16 protein-coding genes are annotated in these 20,390 nt (G+C 74.9%); 1 reads left to right on the forward strand and 15 read right to left on the reverse strand.

Translation table 11 applies throughout. The features are described from left to right. Positions 1-38 precede the first annotated feature (38 nt). The 15 genes from tssG to ACLIRP_RS01105 all read right to left on the reverse strand — a co-directional run bounded on the left by tssG (position 39) and on the right by ACLIRP_RS01105 (position 18,744). Positions 39-986: a type VI secretion system baseplate subunit TssG gene (tssG, locus tag ACLIRP_RS01035; protein WP_412062094.1), complete on the reverse strand. Its 948-nt coding sequence runs from the start codon at positions 984-986 to the stop codon at positions 39-41. Next, complete coding sequence (gene tssF / locus ACLIRP_RS01040) at positions 983-2,752, reverse strand: type VI secretion system baseplate subunit TssF (RefSeq protein WP_412062095.1); 1,770 nt, start codon at positions 2,750-2,752, stop codon at positions 983-985. The genes tssG and tssF overlap by 4 nt, the downstream gene beginning before the upstream one ends. 3 nt (positions 2,753-2,755) lie before the next feature. Then, positions 2,756-3,169: a type VI secretion system baseplate subunit TssE gene (gene tssE / locus ACLIRP_RS01045; protein ID WP_412062096.1), complete on the reverse strand. Its 414-nt coding sequence runs from the start codon at positions 3,167-3,169 to the stop codon at positions 2,756-2,758. Between the two features lie 88 nt (positions 3,170-3,257). After that, positions 3,258-3,734 carry a type VI secretion system tube protein TssD gene (gene tssD, locus ACLIRP_RS01050; RefSeq protein ID WP_412062097.1) on the reverse strand — a complete coding sequence of 159 codons (477 nt, stop codon included), beginning with the start codon at positions 3,732-3,734 and terminating at the stop codon, positions 3,258-3,260. A 114-nt stretch (positions 3,735-3,848) separates the two neighbouring features. Then, positions 3,849-5,375 carry a type VI secretion system contractile sheath large subunit gene (gene tssC, locus ACLIRP_RS01055; RefSeq protein WP_412062098.1) on the reverse strand — a complete coding sequence of 509 codons (1,527 nt, stop codon included), beginning with the start codon at positions 5,373-5,375 and terminating at the stop codon, positions 3,849-3,851. Positions 5,376-5,430: 55 nt separating this feature from the next. Beyond that, complete coding sequence (gene tssB, locus ACLIRP_RS01060) at positions 5,431-5,946, reverse strand: type VI secretion system contractile sheath small subunit (RefSeq protein ID WP_412062099.1); 516 nt, start codon at positions 5,944-5,946, stop codon at positions 5,431-5,433. A 355-nt stretch (positions 5,947-6,301) separates the two neighbouring features. Next, the gene (gene tssA, locus ACLIRP_RS01065) at positions 6,302-7,909 is read right to left on the reverse strand and encodes a type VI secretion system protein TssA (RefSeq protein WP_412062100.1); all 1,608 of its coding nucleotides are present in this window, start codon (positions 7,907-7,909) and stop codon (positions 6,302-6,304) included. Positions 7,910-7,912: 3 nt separating this feature from the next. Further along, positions 7,913-8,833, reverse strand: a complete 921-nt coding sequence (tagF, locus tag ACLIRP_RS01070) for a type VI secretion system-associated protein TagF (RefSeq protein WP_412062101.1) — start codon at positions 8,831-8,833, stop codon at positions 7,913-7,915. A 72-nt stretch (positions 8,834-8,905) separates the two neighbouring features. Further along, positions 8,906-12,409, reverse strand: coding sequence for a type VI secretion system membrane subunit TssM (gene tssM / locus ACLIRP_RS01075; RefSeq protein ID WP_412062102.1), 3,504 nt, complete (start codon positions 12,407-12,409; stop codon positions 8,906-8,908). After that, a complete protein-coding gene (gene icmH / locus ACLIRP_RS01080; protein WP_412062103.1) occupies positions 12,406-14,022 on the reverse strand; it encodes a type IVB secretion system protein IcmH/DotU in 1,617 nt (538 codons plus the stop codon). The genes tssM and icmH overlap by 4 nt, the downstream gene beginning before the upstream one ends. A gap of 11 nt (positions 14,023-14,033) precedes the next feature. Next, positions 14,034-15,392 (reverse strand): type VI secretion system baseplate subunit TssK, encoded by a 1,359-nt coding sequence (tssK, locus tag ACLIRP_RS01085; protein WP_412062104.1) that lies wholly within the window; start codon positions 15,390-15,392, stop codon positions 14,034-14,036. Between the two features lie 84 nt (positions 15,393-15,476). Then, the gene (gene tssJ / locus ACLIRP_RS01090; protein ID WP_412062105.1) at positions 15,477-15,965 is read right to left on the reverse strand and encodes a type VI secretion system lipoprotein TssJ; all 489 of its coding nucleotides are present in this window, start codon (positions 15,963-15,965) and stop codon (positions 15,477-15,479) included. A gap of 6 nt (positions 15,966-15,971) precedes the next feature. Next, positions 15,972-17,126: an FHA domain-containing protein gene (locus ACLIRP_RS01095; protein ID WP_412062106.1), complete on the reverse strand. Its 1,155-nt coding sequence runs from the start codon at positions 17,124-17,126 to the stop codon at positions 15,972-15,974. A gap of 111 nt (positions 17,127-17,237) precedes the next feature. Next, positions 17,238-18,167 (reverse strand): serine/threonine-protein kinase, encoded by a 930-nt coding sequence (locus tag ACLIRP_RS01100; RefSeq protein WP_412062107.1) that lies wholly within the window; start codon positions 18,165-18,167, stop codon positions 17,238-17,240. After that, positions 18,145-18,744: an ECF-type sigma factor gene (locus ACLIRP_RS01105; protein WP_412062108.1), complete on the reverse strand. Its 600-nt coding sequence runs from the start codon at positions 18,742-18,744 to the stop codon at positions 18,145-18,147. Before ACLIRP_RS01105 ends, ACLIRP_RS01100 begins: the two co-directional genes overlap by 23 nt. A gap of 305 nt (positions 18,745-19,049) precedes the next feature. On the opposite strand from ACLIRP_RS01105, the gene ACLIRP_RS01110 reads away from it, so the two are divergent. After that, complete coding sequence (locus ACLIRP_RS01110; protein WP_412062109.1) at positions 19,050-20,375, forward strand: amidohydrolase family protein; 1,326 nt, start codon at positions 19,050-19,052, stop codon at positions 20,373-20,375. Positions 20,376-20,390 lie beyond the last annotated feature (15 nt).

Here is a 20,390-nt window from a genome sequence, read left to right on the forward strand (position 1 = left end):
GAGGGGGCGGGGTGGAGAGAGCGGGGGCCGGGCGGCCGCTAGGCGGGGACGTAGCGGACGCGGCGGCGCAGGAGCGGCTCGCGGGGCGTGCCGATGGTGGCGTTGCGGCCGAGCCGGGCGCTGGCGGCGTCGCCGAGCACGAGGGGCGGCGCCTCGTCGGAGCGGAGGACCAGGTCCACGTCGTAGTCGAGCACGTCGGAGGCGTAGAGGCGGACGAGCGCGGCGATGCGGGCGGCGCCCGCGCCGCCGGGCAACAAGTCGCGGAAGGCGTCGATGCCGAGCGGGCCGAGCTCGATGCGGAACATCCCGGACTCGTCGTAGACGCGCTCGCCGACGACGGCGTCCAGCCCCAGGCGGGCCGACCCGAGGCGGGGGCGGACGCCGAGCCGGACGCGCCGGGGCACGTTCTCGACGATCCGGACGGCGAGCCCGGTCGCGTGCGCCAGCAGCGCGCGCAGGCCCTCGGCGTTGCGGGCCCATGCGTTGAGCCGCGCCGCCAGCGGAAGGAGGGAGGCGTCGACGCCGGCGCCGCCCGCCAGGGCGGCCGCGCGCGCGGCGTGCGGCCCGACGCCCCGGACCTCGGGCCGGTACCGCGCCCACGCCCGCCACAGCTGCGCGTACGTCCGGTGGCCGACGAAATCGAGGAAGTCGCGCAAGGGGAGCGTGTGCGCCTCGCCGGTCGCGGTCGTCTCGTGGAAGGACGCCGGGAGCGCGGCGTCGACGCCGTAGAGCCCGCCGAACCCGACCTCGACCTCGGTCGCCGCGTGGTCGCTCGTGGCCTTTATGTGGCGGACGTCGGCGGCGGGGAAGACCGACGACGGGTCGGGCCGGACGCGGACGGCCTCGTCGCCGTAGGCCTCGCCGCCGATCGTCGCGGGCCCGCCGCGAGCGGCCGCCAGCAGGCGGAGCGCCTGGAAAAACCCGTAGCGGTACGGCTCGTCGGTGAGCCGCTCGGGCGTCGAGGCGGGGGAGGCAGGGCGGCTCATACCAGTGGTCGGCGGCCGCGGTCGGGCGTCCACGTCATCGACTGGCCCGACGGCGAGGTCTCGACGGTCAGGTGCACGAACGCGTTGATGGTCGCATACAGCGACAGCATCTCGCTGACGATCAGGCCGAACAGCGCGAGGTCGCCGTCGTCGGCAAAGTGGCCGTCGGCGACCGTCACCGTGACGTGGGCGCCGCGCCGGACGGCACCGCGGTGGAGCGTCTCGGCCGGCGCCCACGTCACGTCGGTGATCCCCCGCCGCCGGCGGCGGCTGGCCTCGGAGTCGGCCCAGTCGTAGAGCTCCAGGAGCCCCGTCAGCGCCTCGGGCGTGGCGACGGAGCCGTGGCTGAACGACCAGTGCGCGAGGAGCGCCCACAACAGGTCCGGGTGCCGATCGAGCGGCGGGCGGCGCGTCAGCGAGGGGCGGTCGAGGTTGGTGACGGTCGCCAGCTGGGGCGCGGTCGAAGCGAGCCGGTCGAGGGCGCCGGGGCGGAGCGCCTCGTAGGGAAGGGCGCCGTTCGTGCAGCGCAAGCCGACCGACAGCGTCTCCGGCGTCGGGGTGCCCGCGTCGAGGTCGGCGCTGGCAAGCTGGAGGTAGAGGTCGAGGCCGGGCGTGGCGCCGGGCCGGCGGAGCACGTCGAAGGCGCGCTCGGCGTCGGCCGAGAGCCCGAAGCTGCGCGCGTACGTCCGGCGGCGCCCCGTGCCCTCCTCGATGCCGACCACGCTCGTCACGTCGTAGGCCTCGATGGTCTGGCGCTGGCGCAGGCTGGGGACGACGCGTTGCTCGGCCCAGGTGTGCTCGGCGCGCGTCGGCTCGGCGTCGTGGTCGAACAGGTTGACGGCCGGCGTGCTGTGGAGGCGGACGTGCTCGGTCTTGAGGCGCCGGTCCTCGGGGTACGGCCGGTCGAAGACGATGTCGACCGCCAGCTGCGTCGCGTCCGGGGCCGCGTGGGCGGCGGCGTCGAGGCCGACGACGTCGACCTGCCAGAACTTGCGGCGGAACAGGAGCCACTCTTGAAGGAGCCGCAGGCCCGAGGGCAGCGCGTCGCCGTGCGGCAGCAGCGCCTGGTCGTCGGCGAGCCCCGCCGGTCGCAGGGCGTCGCCGCGTCCGCTCCAGAGCGGGGCCCCGTCCTCCCCGGGGCGGTCGGAGAGGTCCGCCCCGACCCGCGCCTCGACGCGCGTCGCGTGGCGCGTCAGCAGGTGGTGGGCCGTCGAGGCCACGGGCGTCTCGGCGTGGAGCGCCAGCCGGAGCGCCGTGAGGTCGAGCGACGAGAGCGTGGCCCCGCCGGTCGTCTCGAACACCAAGCGCGCCCGGCTCGTGTCGTCGGCGTCGTAGCGCAGCTCCACGGACCGGAGCGCGAGGGGGTGGAGCCGGACCGCCTGCGTGGTCTGAAACCGGCACACCGTCCGCTCGGGCCCGACGGGCGCCGACAGCACCTCGGCGCCGCGCGGCATCGTCACGGTCTCCTGCACGAGCCCCGCCAGCGGCTCGAAGGCGACCACGCAGCACGACGGGAAGGGCGTCAGAAAGTGCGGGTACAGCAGCCCGACGAGCCGCTGCGTGTACTCGGGCAGGTCGTCGTCGAGGCGCTCCTGCACGCGGGCCGACAGGAACGCGACGCCCTCGATCAGCCGCTCGACGTAGGGGTCGCGGTCTTCCAGCGCGTCCAGCCGCAGCATGCGCGCCTGCTCGGGGTGGGCCTCCGCAAAGGCGGCCCCGCCCTCGCGGAAGTACCGGAGCTCGCTCTCGTAATGGCGGTGGAGCATGGGCTAGGCCGGGCGCACGGCGGTCGGCTCCTGGGACCCGAACGTGGTTTCGAGCCGAACGCGGCGGCCGGGCTCGACCTCGCCCGTGATGACGAACGTCGTCCGCATGGCGGCGGCGTCGGTCGCCTTCGCCTCGACGCGCACGCGCGCCAAGCGGGGCTCGTACGTCACCACGGCGTCGCGAACGGCCTTCCGCAGTTGGTCGAGCGCGTCCTCGCCCGCGCGGCGGGCCTCGGCGGGGTCCGGGAGCCCGTAGTCGGGGAGGTGCGGGACGGAGCCCTGGCGCGTGTTGAGCAGCCGCTGGAGGTAGCCGACCACGCTCTGCACCCGGCGGTCCTCTTCGGAGACCGTCCCGACGGGCACGCGCCCGCCGAACCGGCCCTCCAAGACGTCGAACAGGGCGAGGCGGATGGTCATGGCGGAGGGATGGAGGGAGCCGAGGGATGGAGGGATGCGGAGCGCCCACTGGGCTCGTCCCTCATCCCTCCTCCCGCGTCCCCCGGCGTTACCGGGCGGCGACCCAGTCGTCGGTGTGCTCCAGCGTGCCGTCGGTCCAGGTCCACGTGATCTTGCCGTAGACGAACCCGTACTCGACCATGTGCGGGTAGTGCTCCTTCTCGACGTTCTTGACGTTGGGCACGTCGAGCTTGACCGCGGCCACCTTGACGCGCTCCAGCAGGATCGTGTAGTACTCGACCTCCGTCCCGGTGTCGTCGATCTGGAAAAAGCTGAACTTGACCGTGTCGTAGGTCTCCCCCTCGGTCACCGCCTTGTAGAGGTACGGCGTGGCCTTGTCGATGGCCGCGCGGACCGTGAACCGGCCGTGCTGGCGGACGCCCGACGACCGGCCCGAGTGGATGTCGGTCGGGATGTGCACGTCGTGCTCGACCTCGATGATCTCGATGGTCTCCTCGCGGCCAGCGATCTCGACAGAGCCAGCGACGCCGTTGTCGTTGATGCTCATGTAGATGGGAGTGGGCATAGCGGTGCTCTCGCGAGCGGTCTGGGAATAGGGTGTACGAGGCCCCGGCGCCACGGGCGTGGCGCCAGCGTGTGGCGGGAGGTCGGCCGGGGCGGGCGGGCGCCCGCGCCCGGGCTACTTCTTGGGCATCTTGCCCACCAGCGACAAGGAGATGTCCATCCCCTCGATCTGGAAGTGCGGCTTGATGGCCGTCTGGACCCGGAAAAAGCCCGGGTTGTCGTCGAGCTCGACGACCGTCACCGAGGCCGCCTTCAGCGGGTACTTGGCGACCTGCTCGGCGCTCGGGTTGTCCATCTCGGTGACGAGCCCCTTGAGCCAGGTGTTGAGCTCGTGCTCGATGGCGCCGGCGTCCTTCGTCGCCCCGATGTTCTCGCGCTGCAAGACCTTGAGGTAGTGCGCGATGCGGGAGGCCAGGAAGATGTACGGCAGGCGCGCGTTGATTCGGCTGTTGGCCGTCGCCGCGTCGTCGTCGTAGAGCTTGGGACGCTGGGTCGAGTTGGCCGAGAAGAAGGCGGCGAAGTCGCGGCCCTGGTAATGCGAGAGCGGCATGAACCCGAGGTTGGCCGCCTCGAACTCGAGCGTCTCCGAGATCGGGACCTCAGTCGGGATCTTGGCCTGCTTACCTTTGCCGACGTCGTAGAGGTGGACCGGCAGGTCGTCGACCTTGCCGCCCGACTGCGGGCCGCGGATCTGGACGGCCCAGCCGTCGCGCTGGAAGGCGCGGACCATGTTGCTGGCGAACGCGAACGACGAGTTGCCCCAGAGGTACCGGTCGTGGTCGGCCCCGCTGACCTCCTCCTCGTAGTTGAACGACTTCACCGGGACGGTGTCTTGGCCGTACGGCAGGCGGAGCAGGAAGCGCGGGAACGTCAGGCCCAGGTAACGGGCGTCCTCGGTGTCGCGCAGCGCGTTCCACTTGGTAAAGTCCGTCAACTCCATGTAGGCGGAGAGGTCCGGGATCTTCTTCCACTCCTCCATGGACTCCTTGCCGAAGAACTGCGGGCCGACCGCGCCCAGGAACGGCGCGTGCGCCGACGAGGCCACCTTCGACACGTCCTGCAGCAGGGCCATGTCCTGGGGCGAGGCGTCGAACTCGTAGGCCGAGACGATCGCCGAGTACGGGTCGGCGCCCGGCTGGTCGTAGGCGTTCGTGTAGACGTGCCGGTAGAGCGCGCTCTGGATCAGCTCCGGGGCGTCCTCGAAGCTCTCCCGCAACGTGTCCTTGGAGACGTTGAGGAGCTCGATCTTGACGTTCTTGCGGAAGTCGGTCCGGTCGACCAGGAACTTCAGGCCGCGCCAGGCGGACTCCAGCTTCTGGACCGGGTCGGCGTGCAGGATGCGGTCGAGCTGGCGGCTGATCGTCGCGTCGATGTCCGAGACCAGGCTGTCGACCAAGTGCTTGTCGATCTTGGCGACCGGCTCCCCGCTCTTGGCGACGGCGTCGACGAAGACGCGGAGCGCGGCGGACATCATGGCCCCGCGCTCCTGCCCGCCGATCGCGTCGGCGTCGGAGAACGAGTCGATCGTGACGTCGCCCGTGGGCGGCTTGACGTCGACCTTCGCGAGGATGGAGTCGAGGAGGGAGCCCTCGGCTTCGGCAGCGGGCGCCGCGTCGTCGGTCTGCAGTTGGCTCTCGGCCATTCGTGCGGGGGTCGTCGGTGGAGAAGGGGCGTCGGCGCGAGGCGCCAGCGGTGGGTTAGGCGGCGTCGTCGGCCGGCGCGTCGTCCTCGTGGATGATGGCGTCGAGCTCGGACAGGAGCTGCTCGCGGGCGGCCGGGTCGTTGATGACGGCCTCGATCTGCTTGCGGAAGTCGGCCGCCGAGATCAGGCGGTTGCGCAGGTCCTGGAGCAGGTTGCGGGTCGCCATCAGGCGCGACAGCTCGGGCACCTGCCGGGCGATCTGCTCGGGGCTGAACGAGGCCATCGAGTCGAACGTCAGGTTGACCGCGAGGTCGTCCTCGTCGGTCAGCGTGTTCTCGACCGTGGTCTGGACGCTCAGCTCCTGGGACCGGAGGACGTCTCCGAAGTTGTCCTTGTTGAGGTTGATGACCTCGCGGTCCTCGAGCGGCGTGCCGTCCTCGCGGCCGGTGAAGTCGCCCATGACGAGCATCCGCATGGGGAGCTCGACGCGCTCCTTGGCGTCGCCCTTGGCGACCTCGAGGAACAGGTTGACGCGGGCGGGCGGCTTCTCGTGCTGGAAACTCTGGGACATCGGCGGGGGAGGGGGCTCTGTGTGTGGATACCGGAAAGGCCGGCGGGTGCCGTCACGCCCGGTGTTTTTCGATGGGCTGAGGTCGCCGCTTGCTGTCAGTCGTGCGCGGGCCCGGCCTGCTGGCGCGAGCCTCCCCTGCGGCGTCCCCTCTCCCACGGGGAGAGGGACAGGGTGAGGGGGACGGCCGCGAGCCCACTCGCCGGCGCCAGCCAGGCTGGCATGTGCCCACAGGGAGGTGCGAGCCGGTCGCCCTCCCCCGGCCCCTCCCGGACGGGAGGGGAGGCTCGGACTCTCCGGGTACGATGGGTCGGTCTCGATCCAGGAGAGGCCAGTTTGGAAAAAACTCGCGCCCACGTCATCCGCCCGGCGCGGCGGTGCGCAAGGCGTGGGCCGGGTCGATGCGCGCAAGCCGGGCAAAGGCGTCGTCGGCGCGGTCGGACAGGGCGGCCTTTCTCGCGGGCGAGCCGGGCGCGGCCCGGAGCGCCGCGCAGGCGGCGTGGAGCAGGCGGAGCGCGGGCGCCGCGGCGGCGGGGTCCCACTCGTCGAGCCGGTGCGCCCGGACCGCGTCGTCGACACCGTCGAGCAGGGCCAGGGCCACGTCCGGCCGGCCGGCGCCGAGCGCGAGTTCGGCGGCGGCGATGGCCCGTCCGAAGCGGTCGCGCGGGCCGCCGGCCCCGGCCACGAGCGCGGCGACGGCCCCGGGCACGTCGCCCCCGGCGGCCTGCTGGTGCGCCGCGTCGAGCGCCTCCGCCAGCGCCTCGTCACCGCCTCCGCCGCCGCTTGCGCCCGGCGACGCAGAGATCTCGTCCAGCCACGACACGGTGAGTGGGTCGGCGAAGGGCGTGCCGTCCTGGAACGTCGTCGACGCCAGCCCGGGCAGGCGCCGCACGAGCGAGGCGGTCCCGTCGACGACCGTGGCGTGCGCGGCGGCGGCCGACGGCCCGAGCGCCGCCAGGCCGGTCGCGACGAGCCGCTGGAGGTCGAGCCAGAAGTGGAACGGCGACTGCTGAAAGGCGGCCTCGCCCTGGGCCACGAGCGCGGCGGGCGGCCCGCCCACGAGCGCCGCGAGCGCGTCGCGGCGGGGCTTCGGCGGGGCCGGGATCTTGCCCGTCGGCGGCGGCGCGGCGATCGCGCCCCAGCGGACGGCGCGGACCAGCCCGAACGCGACGGCGTCGAGCGCGTCGGCCTCGCGGTGGAACTGGGCCACCTTCATCACGACGAGCGCGGCCTCCTTGGCCGTCGAGAACGAGGCGTCGCCGCCCCCAGCTCCGCTGGCGGGAGCCGCAGGGCGTGGCGCGCTGGGGGTGTCCGACGTGGGCGCATCGCCAGCCCCGTCGCTGGGGGCGGGCTCGGGGGGCGGGTCCGGCGTCTCGGGCTCCGGCGTGGGCAGCCGTCGCAGCGACTCCCGGACCTCGCGGAGGAGCCCGCTATACGCCGGCGCGTCCTCGCCCATCGCCTCGGTGACGAACGCCTGGAGCGCGACGGTGTCGGCCTCCAGCCGCTCCAGCACCTCGCGGTCGTCGGGCGTGGCCTTGGTGTCCTTCACGAACGCCATCGCCCGCTCGGCGACGAACTGCAGCGCCGCCTGCCGCCCCCGCATCCGGCGCAGCGGCGGGAAGGCGCCCTCCCAAAACCCCTCGGCGACGGCGCGGACCGCGGCGACCCCCTCGCCGAGGCCGGCCAGCCCCTCCGTCCTCGAGAGCCCCAGCATGAGGTAGCCGACGACGGCGAGGTCTTTCGACTTGGCGCTCAGGATCGCCGTCCCCAGGTCGACGATGGCGTCGAAGTCCACGTCGCCGGTCGCCGCGCCGAGGTCGTCGACGTGTGTTTTGAGGGCCTGGAAGTCGTCGTCGTACTTGACGTCGATGCCGGCGGGGGCGTCGCCGGAGATCGGGGCGCGGATCGCGTCCAAGCGGGGCGTCGTGAAGGCGTCGCCGTCGGGGGGAGGAGACTCGTCGGCCATGGGTCAGCGGAGGGAATGGAGCGAGGCGAGGACGTCGGCGAGGGAGGCGCGGTCGGCGCCGAGCGCGCGCCGTGCGGCGGCGGGGAGCGCGGCGAGCGCCCGGGCCTCGTCGGTCTCGGGCCCGGCGTCGACGTGGGCGATCCGGTCGGTCGTCCGGCCCGCCAGCAGCGCACGGAGGGCGCCGGGCGCGATCCCACTGAAAAAGACCACGAGCGCGCCGGGCGGGCCGTCCGTCCAGAAGAGGGTCGGCGGGGCGGCCGGTCGAGGCAGGAGGTGGGCACAGACCGCCAGCCACACGGCGACGGCGTCGCTACGGCGGAAGTCGGGCGCGGGCGGCGGCAAGGGGAAGCGTAAGCCGTAGGCGATGGGCCCGCGGGGCGACTGCGCCAGCTTGCGCATCAGGCACGCCGCGCGGCCGGCGTCGGCCGAGCCCCACAGCCGCTGCCACAGCGCGCGCGCCGGCATCGCGGCGAGCGCGCGGACGTGGGTGTCGACGTGCGCGCTCCGCCCGGTCGGCGGCGCGAGGTCGGGGAGGTCGCCAAGGCGGTGGGCGACATCCGCGAGCGGGAGCCCGCGCCGGGCGCCGTCGACCAGCCCGGCGGCGGCGCCGACGAGTCCGGCCCAGCGGAGCGGCCACGCAGCGGCCGAGTCGGGGTCGAGGGCGCCGCGCAGGACGGGCCGGCCGGCGACGAGCGGGTAGGCGCGGCCGACGGCGTCGAGGCTCATCGCGAGCGCGCCCACGACGGCGTCGGCGGCCTGGGGCGGCGCCAGCACCATCCGGTAGAGCGGGCCCTGCGGTCGCTCGCGGTCGCGCAGGGCCCGCTGGACGAGCGCGTCGAAGGCGTCGGCGGCCGGGCTCGGCGGGCCCCGCCGCACGAAGTCGGCGCGGGCGGGGAGCTTGCCGAAGAGGATCGGCGCGCTCACGACCGCTTGGGGCGAGCGGCGGGCCCCGGGGCGTGGCGCGCGGGGCCGGTCATGCCGGGGTGGGGCCGCGCCTCACGGGAGCGAGAACTGGAAGAACCGGGCCACGTCCGCGAGCGGCGAGTTCTCCGACGAGGTCCGCATCTCGTAGCGCGCCGTGACCGTGTGGGGCCCCTCGCGGAACGACCAGCTCACGTCGTAGAGCGTCCCGCCCTGGGGCCGGATGGTGGCCTGCTGCAAGAGTCGGAAGAGGGCCCAGTCGCCCTCGGCGTCGAGCGTCAGCGGGCCGCTCGCGCGCTGGACGGTGACGTACGCGCCGGGCGCGCCGGGCCACCGCATGTCCTCCCAGCGGCGGCTGCCGAGCTGGTAGACCGTGTTGCGCCCGTGCGCGCCGAGGGCGATGGCGTCGACGGCCAGCTCGCGCTGGGCGGCGTCGGTGGAGTAGCTGGGGAGGTCGGCCCGCAACCGGAAGGTGAGGTCGCCGGCCAGGACGCGGCCGATCCGTTGGCCGCGCTCGATGGCGCGGCGCAGGGCGGGCGAGCCGCCGTCGGGCCCGAGCGCCTGGGCGAGCGCGTCGAGGTCGCCGCCGGGCTCGAAAAAGCTGCGGGCGTCGTCGAGGGCCGCGTCACGATCGCTGCGGGGCGAGAACGGGTAGCGGCCGGCCACCTTCTCGCGGTACGCGCTGGCGACCTCGGCGACGGCGGCCTCCTCGGCCTCGCTGGCGGCGGCGGCTTCGGCGGCGGCGGCCTCGCCCGTCACGCGCTCGACGGTCAGCGTGGTCGTGATGTCGAGTGGGCTGAAAAACAAGTTCTGGCGCGTCTGGCGGTCCATCCCGCGCGTGCCCTGTTCGATCTCGTCCTTGGTCGTCGCGAGGAGGTCGTTGGCGAGGCCCGGGTTGCCGGCGGCCCCGCCGATGCGGCGGCCGAACTGGGCGAGCGCCTCGAGCGCCTGGTAGAGCCCCTCGTCGGCCTCGCCGGCCTGGAGCCCGGCCGCGCCCAGGCGGTGGATCCCGGCGAACGCCGCGCCGATCACGTCGACGGTGTCGGCCGGGGCCTTGTCGTCGTCGCCCATGCCCACGGCGCTGGCGGCCCGGTCGAGGAGGCCGCGCGAACGGGGCGCGGTGTCCTCAGCCGGGAGCGTCGTTTGCTCGGCGACGACGGCCAGGAGCCAGCCGATCGGGGAGTCGGTCGGGGAGCCCAGGATCGCGAGCCGCGCCTCGGCCGCGGCGCCGTCGGCGGGCTTGTAGCGGACCGAGTGCAAAAAACGGGTCCACGAGGCGACGTACTCGCGCTGGTAGCGCGCCATGAGGGCGTCGTAGACGACGTCGGGGTCGCGGAGCTCGGGCGGGAGGTCGTCGGCGGTGCGCCCGAGCGCCCAGTACTCGTCGGCGGGGTCGGCGGCGGCCTCGCGAAAGCGGCTCCGGACGACGCGGTCCCAGCCATCGCGCGTGAAGAAGCCCGGGACGGTGCCGGCCGGGGCGAACAGGCCGAGGTGCTCGGGGAGCACGGCGTCGCGCAAGCCGAGCGGGGCCAGCCGGGCGAGCGCCTCGCGCCGGATCCGCTCGTAGAGCCCGTCGAGCGTCGGCGGCACGTCGACGACGGCGATGGCGGCGGTGACGAGCGAGGGGTCGGCTTGGAAGGGCTCCGCGAGCCCGGCCGCGAGCCCGTCGACGAACGCGTCGGTCTGGCGGACGACCAACTCGGTCATGGCCTCGCGGTCGGCCGGCTGCTCGCCGAGCGCGCCGCGCGGGGCGAGCTCCGCCAGCCGCGTCTTGAGCGCGTCGCGGAGGTGGACGCTCGTGCGCAGCGAGTCGGCGTGCGTCGTCAGCAGGAGGTACGCCTCGAGGTCGTTCTCGATGTCGACGCGCTGGGCGGCGCGGCGCGAGGCCGTCCGCTCGCCGGGCGCCAGCGTCGTGTCGGGCTGGTCGAAGCGGCGCGCGCGGTCGAGCGACGCGCGGAGCTGGCGGACGGCGTAGACATCCACCAGGTCGCGCGCGAGCTCGTAGTACAGCCGCGCGGCGGGTTCGTAGACGGTGTCGCCGCGGTCGAGCCCCAACCGCAGCGCGCGCGACACCGGGCGCGGCGCGCCCAGGCGCTCGACCTTCTCGCGCAGCCCCTCCAGCCGGTTGACCTCGGAGTACCGCGCGCCGTCGGCGCCGAACGTGGCGCCCGAGGCGTCCTCGGCGCTGGCGACCACGTTGCGCAGGTCGAGCCCGCTCCGGGCGCCCGCGAACCCGAGCGCGGTCGCGGCGACGGCGGCGACGCCGAGGGCGGCGAGCCCGGTCCGCGTCATCGCCCGCCAGGTGGCCCCGGCGGCCCGCTTGGTGCGGCGCGCGAGGTAGCGGTCGCGGAAGACGACGTCGGTGAAGACGCCCTTGAGGAAGTAGCTCTTGGGCTCGGCCGGCGGGCGCGGCGGTGGCGGCGTCCGGAGCCCGAACTGCTCGGCGAGCGCCCCGATCACGCGGTCGATCGGCGCGCCCTCCTGGGTGCCGGACGTAAAGTAGAAGCCGCGGAACAGAGGCCCGTCCGCGAGCGGGTCGGGCGCGAAGACGAGCCCGGCGAACGTGGCGAGGCGTTCCTTCAAGGCCCCGAACTCGAGGGGGAACGAGTACACCCTGCGGCGCTCCTCGCGGCGGAGGTCGCGCGCCAGCCGGGCGTCGCGGTGCGGCCGTAGGGCCTCCAGTAAGGTGTCGAACTCGCGCTCGACGACGGCGCGCGGGTCGGCCGTGGCGTGGGGCTCGACGGTCGCGCCCCAGACCTGCTCGCGGCCCGCCCGGTCGAGCTCGCCGAACACGTCGACGAAGCCGGGGACCAAGTCGGTCTTGGTGATGACGAGGTAGACGGGGAGGCCCAGCCCCAAGCGAGCCACCAGCTCGTCGATGCGGCGGCGGATGTGGTCGGCGTGGTCCTCGAGGTCCCGCTCGTCACCCAGCAGGTCTTGCGCCGCGATGCCGACGACGACGCCGTTGATGGGGCGGTCGGGGCGGCTCTCGCGCAAGGCGTCGAGGAAGGCGTTCCACTCGTCGCGGTCCTCGTCCTCGGTCGTGTACCGCCCGGCCGTGTCGAGGAGGATGGCCTCGTCGGTAAAGAACCAGTCGCAGTTGCGCGTGCCGCCGACGCCGCGGACGCGCTCGGCGCCCGCCGGGAAGCGCAGGCCCGACTGCAGCAGCGCCGTCGTCTTGCCCGCGCCCGGCGGCCCGACGACGAGGTACCACGGCAGCGCGTAGAGCGCGCGCTTGCCCTTCCCGAACCGGCTCCCCTCGCCCAGCGACGACGCCTTGAGCCGGGCGACGGCCTGGTCGAACGACTCCTGCATCCGCTGGATCTCGGCCCGCTGATCGGGCGCCATCGAGGCGGCCTCGCGTTCGGACTGCGCCCGGAGCGCGTCTTCGACGGATCCGCCCTGTTTGCGCCGCGCCCGCATCGCCGAGACCGCCAGCCCGACGATCGCCATCACCAGCATGCTGATGACGATCAGCAAGAGCGTCGTCAGCGGCATCCCATACCGGAAGAGCGCGATCACCAGGCCGCTGACGCCGGCGGTAGCGAGCGCGCCGTAGAAGAGGTTGCGTGGGTTCATGAGTCTGAGAGGGCGCGCAGCGCGTCGACGGCGTCGGTGGCGGCGGCGGAGAGCGACAGGCTGAGCCCGAGGTAGAGCAGGAGCACGAGCGCGGCGGCGCCAGCCCACAGGGCCCACGTCGGGATGCCGCCCTTTTCGGCCTCGGCGGGGACCTCGCGCGAGTGCCCGCGCGGCGCCAGCGCGCCCGGCGCCGTGCGGTTGGACAGCCGCTCGTGCAGGTCGGTGACGAGCCGCCGCAGCACCTCGCGGCCGTGGATGGCGTAGCGGCCCTTGAAGCCGAGCGCGAGACACAGGTAGTAGACCTCGAGCACGTCGCGGCGGACCGCGCCCTCGTCGAGCACGCGCTTGAGGCGGTCGAAAAAGCGCTCGCCCAAGTCGTTGCGGTCGTAGTGCGTCAACTGGAGCGGCTCGGACGCCCAGGCGTCGCGGCCGGGCCAGGCGGAGCCGAGCACGGCCTCGTCCAAAAAGGCGACCATCGCCTCCGTCGCCTCCTCGACGTCGCCGTCGGCGGCGCCGGCCTCGCGCGCCGCCGCCGCCGCCTCGCGCAGCATCGACTCGATCCGGGTGCGCAGGTCGGTCGGGTCGCCGAGGTGGTCGGAGGCACGAAGCTGGAGGACGAGTGAGAAGACGGGCGTGAAGGCGCCCGCCAGCGACCGTTCGGCGCCGAACGCGGCCGGCAGCAGGAGCGCGTCGCTCTCGCGCAGCCCCTCGCGGATCCCCGAATCGAACGACGCGGGGCCGCCGAGCGAGGGCCCCTGGAGGTCGGCGAATGGGTCGGCGCCCGCACCGACCTGGGCGACGGGCGCGAACGGGTCGGCGCGCTCGGCCGGAGCACGGGGCGCGGGCGTCGGGGCCGGGGCGAACGGGTCGGCAGGGCCGGCGCGGTACGGGTCCGGGGCGCGGGGCGCGAAGGTGTCGTCTGCCGGCCGCGGAGGGGGGGCGGTTGGCGGGGCGTGGGCCGCTGGCGGCGGGGGCGCGAAGGGGTCAGGAGCTGGAGCGGCGGGCGCGCGGAACGGGTCGTCGCCGGCGGGGCCGAACGGGTCGGCGGCGCCCGGTGCGGGCGCGAAGGGGTCCGGCGCTGGCGGGCTCCCGGCTGGCGCGAAGGGGTCGGCTCCACCCGCAGGCGGCGCGAACGGGTCCGGCGTCGACGGGCTCGCGGCGGGCGCGAAGGGATCCGAAGTCGCAGGCGCAACGGGGTCGTCGGCCGGAGCGAACGGGTCGGGGGCCGCCGGACTCGCGGACGGGTCGGGCGCCGACGTGGAAAAGGGGTCGGGCGCGGCGGCTCCAGCGTCGGGCCGTGAGGCGAAGGGGTCCGACGCTGCCGGCGCGGCGAACGGGTCGCTGGCGGGCGGCGGTGCAAACGGGTCGCTCGCCGCGGGCGCGGCGAACGGATCGGAGGCGGCCGGAGAGGCGAAGGGGTCGGCCGTGTCCGGTGCGGCGAACGGATCGGGCGCCGCTGGCGCGAAGGGGTCCGCCTCGGGGGCGAAGGGGTCCGTGCCGCCGTCGCCGTCGGGCGGGGCCGCCAGCGGGTCCGAGCCGTCGTCGGGCGGCGGGCTCCCGTACGGACGGTAGATCCGGGTGGCGTCGTCGTCGTTTCGAGGGTCGTCGGCCATGGGGCGGAGGGCTAGCCCGGCGTCGGGGCCAGGAGTTCGAACTCGGCGTCGGCGAACTCGGCGGGGGTGAAGAGGGCGACGGCGCCGGCCTCGCGGATGGCGTCCCAGAAGGGGCCGCTCCGGCGGGGCACGAAGTAGGCGGCCGCCGGGTCGACGGGCAGGCCCGACGGCGGCGTCGCGGCGGCCTGGAGCGTCAGCGCGAGCGTGGCCGAGCGGATGACGGCCTCGATCGTGTCCGGCGACGCGACGCGGATGACGGGCGGGAGCGCCTGCCGCAGGTGCTCCGGGCTGACGCCCTGGCGCCGGACCGCCAGCACCAGGCTCGGCGCGTCGAGCACGTCGGCGGCGACAGGCGCGTGGAACAGGTTCGCGCGGCGCCGCACGAGCGGAACGCGCGTGTAGTTCTGGCGAGGCGCGCGGCCGCCGAGCAACTGCTCGATGGCGCCGACGAGCGCGTGGAAGCCGGCCGTCGGGTCGGCGTGGTCATACGCGGGCAGCTCGCTCGGCGCGGGGCCCGCGCTCGGGACGGCGGCCCACAGCCGCCCCGCCAGCCCGGCCAGCTCCCCGAACGCGTCGGCGGGGTGGGCCTCGGTCCGGCGCAAGTGGTCGATCCGGGGCGCGTACTCGGCGGCGGCGCTCAGCAGGGCCTGCGCGGTCACGTCGCCGGGCGAGATCTCGCGCTGGTTGCGGGCGGCCTGCCACCGGCCCGACAGCTCGCCCGCCCGCGCCGCCAGCCGCTCGGTCGTCCGGCGCAACAACGCGTCGAGCGCGCCGGTCGCGTTGACGGCGACGGACGGCGCGATGAACGTGGAGCGGAGCGCGTAGCTCCCGTCGCCCTCGCGCCCGACCTCCGCGATCGGGATCGCCGTCAGGTCCTCGCGCGCCTCGCCCTCGAACACGACGCGCGCGTTGACGCGGCCGACCTGCACGTCGCGCTCGTCGGCGCCCGTCGTGTCGTCGGGGACCGTGGCCGTCTCGGCGATGTACCGCGTCTCGCGGCGCGTCGCCGCGCCGTTGAGCAGTACGTTCGCGCCGCCCGCGCGGATGGCCGGCACGGCGAGGTACACCCGGACCGTCTCGGCGGTCGGCGCCAGCCCGTCGGCCATGTCGCGGGCAGCGGGGACCGGCCCGTCGCGCGGAAACTGGACCGGGAGCCCGTCCGGCAGAATCCCGCTCGCGGCGACGAGCGCGAACTCGCCGTTCGCGAGCCGGTCTCGGTCGACCTCGAGGTGGGCGAGCCCCCAGCCGAACCGGGCGACGGCGCCGACACGGGCGTCGATGTCCGCGCGGACGGCGCGGTCCCACTGTTGGAGATGGTGGGGGTCGAGGGTCATCCCCTCGAACCAGACGACGCGGCGGCGGTCGGACACGGGCAGGTGCGGGGTTTGGCCCGCAGGTGCGCGTGGCCTCGCCCTCAGATACCGGAGACCGCCGCCCGGTCGGTCACGCGGCCGCTAGCGAGTGACGGCGGAGACGCCACCCTCCAGGACGGTCACCACCACATCGCGGCCCAACACGTCGGCCACGGGGAGCACCGCCCGCCAGCGGTCGCCGTCGGGCACGCGGAGGTCGGCGGCGATGCCGAGGTAGATGGCGCTGCCCAGGTCGAGCCCGTCGAGCGGCGTCGTCTCGCCCGGCCGGACGGTCGCATCGCGGACGCTGCCGACGAGGTCGGCGCCGAGCGTGCCGGCGGGGTCCTCCCAGAAGGCCTGCACGGGCGTCGAGCGGAAGGTGGCGTCGCTCGCGAGCGGGTAGAGGTAGACGCGCGCCGCGTTGCCGCCCGCGTTCATCTCCATCTGGCCCACGAGGGAGACCGACGACGGCGCGGTCGGGGCGGGCGGGGCCTCGGGCGTGGCGTCGACCGGGTCGGGCGCGGAGCCGCCGCCGAGCAGGCCGCAGCCGGTGAGCGCGAGGGCGAACGAGAGCGTGAGGAGTCGGGTCATGGGGTGTCAGGAAGCGGCGCGCGCGCGCGCCATGGCGTCGAGGTAGGCCTGGGCGAAGGCGGGGCGGTAGACGCGGCGCTCGGCGGCAGCGAAGTCTTCCGCCCGCATCATCGCGCAGCGCTGGCGGACGGCGTCGAGGTCGCCGCCCAGCCTGTCGGGGTCGAGCCCGTCCACGAGCACGGCGGCGCCGGCCTGGGCGGCGGCGCGGTACCCCTCGAGCAGGCCCTGGTGGTGATGGAGCACGGCCTCCGTGGCCTGGTCGAGCAGCGCCAGCCGGCCGGCGCGGGCCCCCTCCGGCCACAGGTGCCGGAGCAAGGCATCGGGGTCGGCGTCGAACAGGAACGCCGTCTCGGGCGCGTGGATGACCGTGTGGCCCAGGAACTCGTGCCGGAACCGGCCCGGCAGGCTGATGAGGCGGGCCACGACGGCGGCGAGCGACCGGTGGAGCGCGTCGGGCTCGGCGCCGACGCGCGGCGCGGGCGTCGGCGGCGCGGCGGTGGGGGGCGGCGCGAACGGGTCCGGGGTCGGCGCGGCGGGCGCTCCGCCGATGGGCGGGCCGAAGAGGTCGTCGAGGGGATCGCCCGCTGGCGCGGGTGGGGCGGTCGCGGTCGGCGCGGCGCCGGCGCTTGCGGTTGCCCCGGCGACGACCGCCGCCAACGCCTCGGCGTCGCGGCCGGCGGCGTCGGCGAGCGCCGTCTGGAGCGCCTCGTCGCGGTGGCCGTAGTCGAGCCCGGCGTACGCGCGGCGGAAGGCGGCGAGGGCGTCGGCGAGCGCCGCCGCTTCGTCGGCGAAGGGGTTCGCGAAGGCGGCCCCGAAGACGGTCCGGTCGAGGTCGTCGGCGACCATCCGGTCGCGATCGACGACGACGTGGACGCGGAACGGGCCCAGCTCGATCGTCGCGCCGTCGGCCACGTCCGCGCCCCCGGAGCCGACGCGGACGCCGTCGACGAACGTGTGGTTTTTGCTCCCCAGGTCGACCACGCGCAGGCGGTCGCCGACGACGCGGAGCTCGGCGTGCTGCTTGCTCACGACGCGGTCGGGGTCGTCGAGCGGGAGGTCGCAGGTGCCGGCCCGGCCGATCGTCACGGCGTCTTGCTCCAGGGCGTAGGTCCGGGGCTCGTCGCCGCGCTCGGCATGGGAGACGGTGAGCTTAAGGCGCATGAGGACAGAGAGATGCGTCAGTCGTCGAACGGTGGACCGTAAGGTCGGGTCCGGAGGCTCCCCAGTGCACGGCGTTCGCGGCCAGCTCGTTCTTCGCCCCAGACTAGGCCCTCAGGCCCCTGCCGTCGCGTCCAGCACGGCGTCGAGGGCGCGGACCAGGACGCCGGCCGAGGGGTAGCGATGCGCCGGGTCGGCGTCGGTGGCGGTCCGGAGGACGGCCGCGAGACTGGCGTCGAGGGCGGCCCACGCGCTGCCGGGCTCGGGCGGGTCCGGCAGGTCGAGCCCGCTGTCGCCGAGCGCCCACGGGACGCGCTGGCGCGCCCCGCCGATGACCTCGAACAGGAGCAGCCCCAGGGCGTAGACGTCGGCCGGGAAGCCCACGGGCTCGCCGAGCACCTGCTCCGGGGCCGCGAACTCGGGCGTGAGGCCGAGCCCCTGCGGGGCCTCGCGGCCGGGGCGGCGCGCCAGCCCCAGGTCGAGCACGGCGACGGTGCCGTCGGGGCGGACGATCAGGTGCTCCGGCTTGAGGTCGGCGTGGACGATGCCCCGGTCGTGCAGCGTCTCGACCGCCCGGCACAGCCGCCAGCCCAAAAGAAGCCGTTGGAGCGGCGTCAGCTTGCGCGCATGGTCCGAGGACCGCTGCCCGTCGACGGGCTCGAGGGCGAGGTACGGCCGCCCGTCCGCCGCCACGCCCACGTCCAAGAGCGCCGGCACGATGGGCGGGGCGAGGCGCCGCAGCATCCGGGCCTCGTGCGCAAACTGGTCGCGGACGCCGTCGACGTCCCGGGTCGCCAGCTTGAGCGCGGCCCGCTGCGGGCCGGCGGGCGTCGGGCGCGAGGCTTGGTAGACGACGCTCGCGCCACCCCAGCCGAGCTTGCCGCGCACCGCCCACCCGCCGACTGCCGACGGCGGGGGCGGCGGGTCCGCGCCGAGCCGGAGCGGGCCGTCCATGAGACGGTCGAAAAAGGCGGCGGCCTGGGCGTCGGGCCCCGACAGCAGGCGCCGCGACGGCGCCACCTCAGGCCTCGGCGAGCGCGCCATAGAGCCACGACCTCGCCGCGCGCCAGCTCCGCGTCACCGTCGCCGGCGACAGGCCCAGCGCCTCGGCCGTCTCGTCGACCGTCAGCCCGGCGAAAAACCGGCACTCGACGACCTGGACGCCCCGCTGGTCGTGGCGCTCGAGCCGCCGCAGGGCCGAGCCGATCTCGGCGATCTCGGCCGCCTCCCCGTCGGTCATCGACACGCCCGTCGCCTCGTCGAGCGGGACCGGATAGAGGCCGCCGCCGCGCTTCTGCGCGCACCGGGCCTCGGCATAGTTCAAGAGCACCTGCCGCATCGCGCGCGACGAGGTCATCATAAAGTGGGCCCGGCTCCGGAAGCGCATCGCCGACCGGGCCAGCTTGAGGTAGGCCTCGTGCACGAGCGCGGTCGTGCAGACCGACGGCGACCCGAACGCGCGGACGCGGTGGGCGTGCGCGATCTGCCGGAGCTGGGCGTAGACGCGGGCCGAGTGGGCCGGGTCGGCGGCGTCGTGGCCGAGCGTGCCGAGCAACTCGGCCGCGTCGGCGTCGACATCGTCATCGACGCCGGAGGCGTCGACGGGGGAAGCGGGGACCATGGGGAAGAGGTCTGGTGTGCCAGGGACGCCCCGTCCGTGCGGCGGAGCGGTCACCGCAGAGTAAACTGACCTTCAGGAATTCCCCCGCGGAGTCTCTTATGTCTTCAGGGTTTGGGTGGTGTGTTGGGCCGGGTGGGCCTGACGGCCCCCTGAGTCGCCGTGGGGGGGGGGAGGCGTTTGCAAATCGTCCTGTTCCTAACTGTCTAATTGTCAACGTCATTTCAGTGTGGCGCCCGGTCGCTCCCCGGTCTTGTGAAGACCGGAGGCCTCGTGCCTAGGTTGGATCCGCCTACACCGGTCGAGCCATGCCCGTCGTCGCCCTCGTCGCTGCCGTCCTTCTCGCCGCGTGCAGCGCCCCACCGCGCGCCGCTGCGGACTCCACCGTGATCGCGTTCGAGCACGTCACCGTGATCCCGATGGACGGCGCCGAGCGCGCGCTGGCCGACCACACCGTGCTCGTCTCCGGCGACCGCATCGTGGCCGTGGGGCCCTCCGCCGAGGTCGCCGTCCCCGACGGCGCGACGCGCGTGGACGGGACCGGCCGCTACCTGATTCCCGGCCTGGCGGAGATGCACGGCCACGTCCCGCCGCCGCAAGCGCCGGCCGTCGACACCGAGGAGACGCTCTTCCTCTACCTCGCCAGCGGCATCACGACGGTGCGCGGGATGCTCGGCGCCGACGGCCAGCTCGCGCTCCGCGACCGCGCCGCCAGCGGCGCGCTCTGGTCGCCGACGCTGTACCTCGCCGGGCCCAGCTTCAACGGCGGGAGCGTCTCGTCGCCCGAGCAGGCGGCCGCGATGGTGCGCCAGCAGGCGGCCCAAGGGTGGGACTTGCTCAAGGTCCACCCCGGCCCGACGCGCGCCGAGTACGACGCGATGGCCCAAGCGGCGCGCGAGGCCGGCCTGCGGTTCGGCGGCCACGTGCCCGCGGACGTGGGGCTGGCGCACGCCCTCGACCAGGGCCAGGCGACGTTCGACCACCTCGACGGGTTCGTGGAGGCCCTCGACGGCGACCGGGGCCCCGTCGACCCGGCGGCGCTGGCGGCGCTCGTCCGGGCCACCCGGGAGGCCGGCGCGGCGGTCGTCCCGACGATGGCGCTGTGGGAGGTCCTCTACGGCACCGCCGACCTCGACGCGCTCGCGGCGTACCCCGAACTGGCGTACGTCTCCGGCGCCCAGGTCCGCACGTGGACGGCCGGGGCCGCGCGCCGCCGCGCCGACGCCGACCCCCAAGCGGCGCGGCACGTGATTGACAACCGGGCGCGGATTCTGGCCGCGCTCCACGCCGGCGGCGTGCCCGTGCTCATGGGGACCGACGCGCCCCAGCTCTTCAGCGTCCCCGGGTTCTCGCTCCACCGCGAGCTGCCGTACATGGTTGCGGCCGGGATGACGCCCTACGAGATCCTCGTGTCCGGCACGACCGCCGTCGGCGCCCACTTTGCCGCCTTCGACACCTTCGGGAGCGTCGCGCCCGGCCACCGCGCCGACCTCGTGCTCGTGGACGCGGACCCGCTGGCGGACGCCGCCCACCTCCGGCAGATCGCCGGGGTGATGGTGCGGGGCCGGTGGCTGCCGCGCGACGCGATCGACCGCCGGCTGGCGGCCATCGCCGACCGCCACGCGCGCGACTGATCCTCGCCAGCAGGC

The organism is Rubrivirga halophila, assembly GCF_046845755.1.
In the GTDB taxonomy this organism is placed as follows: Bacteria; Bacteroidota; Rhodothermia; order Rhodothermales; family Rubricoccaceae; genus Rubrivirga.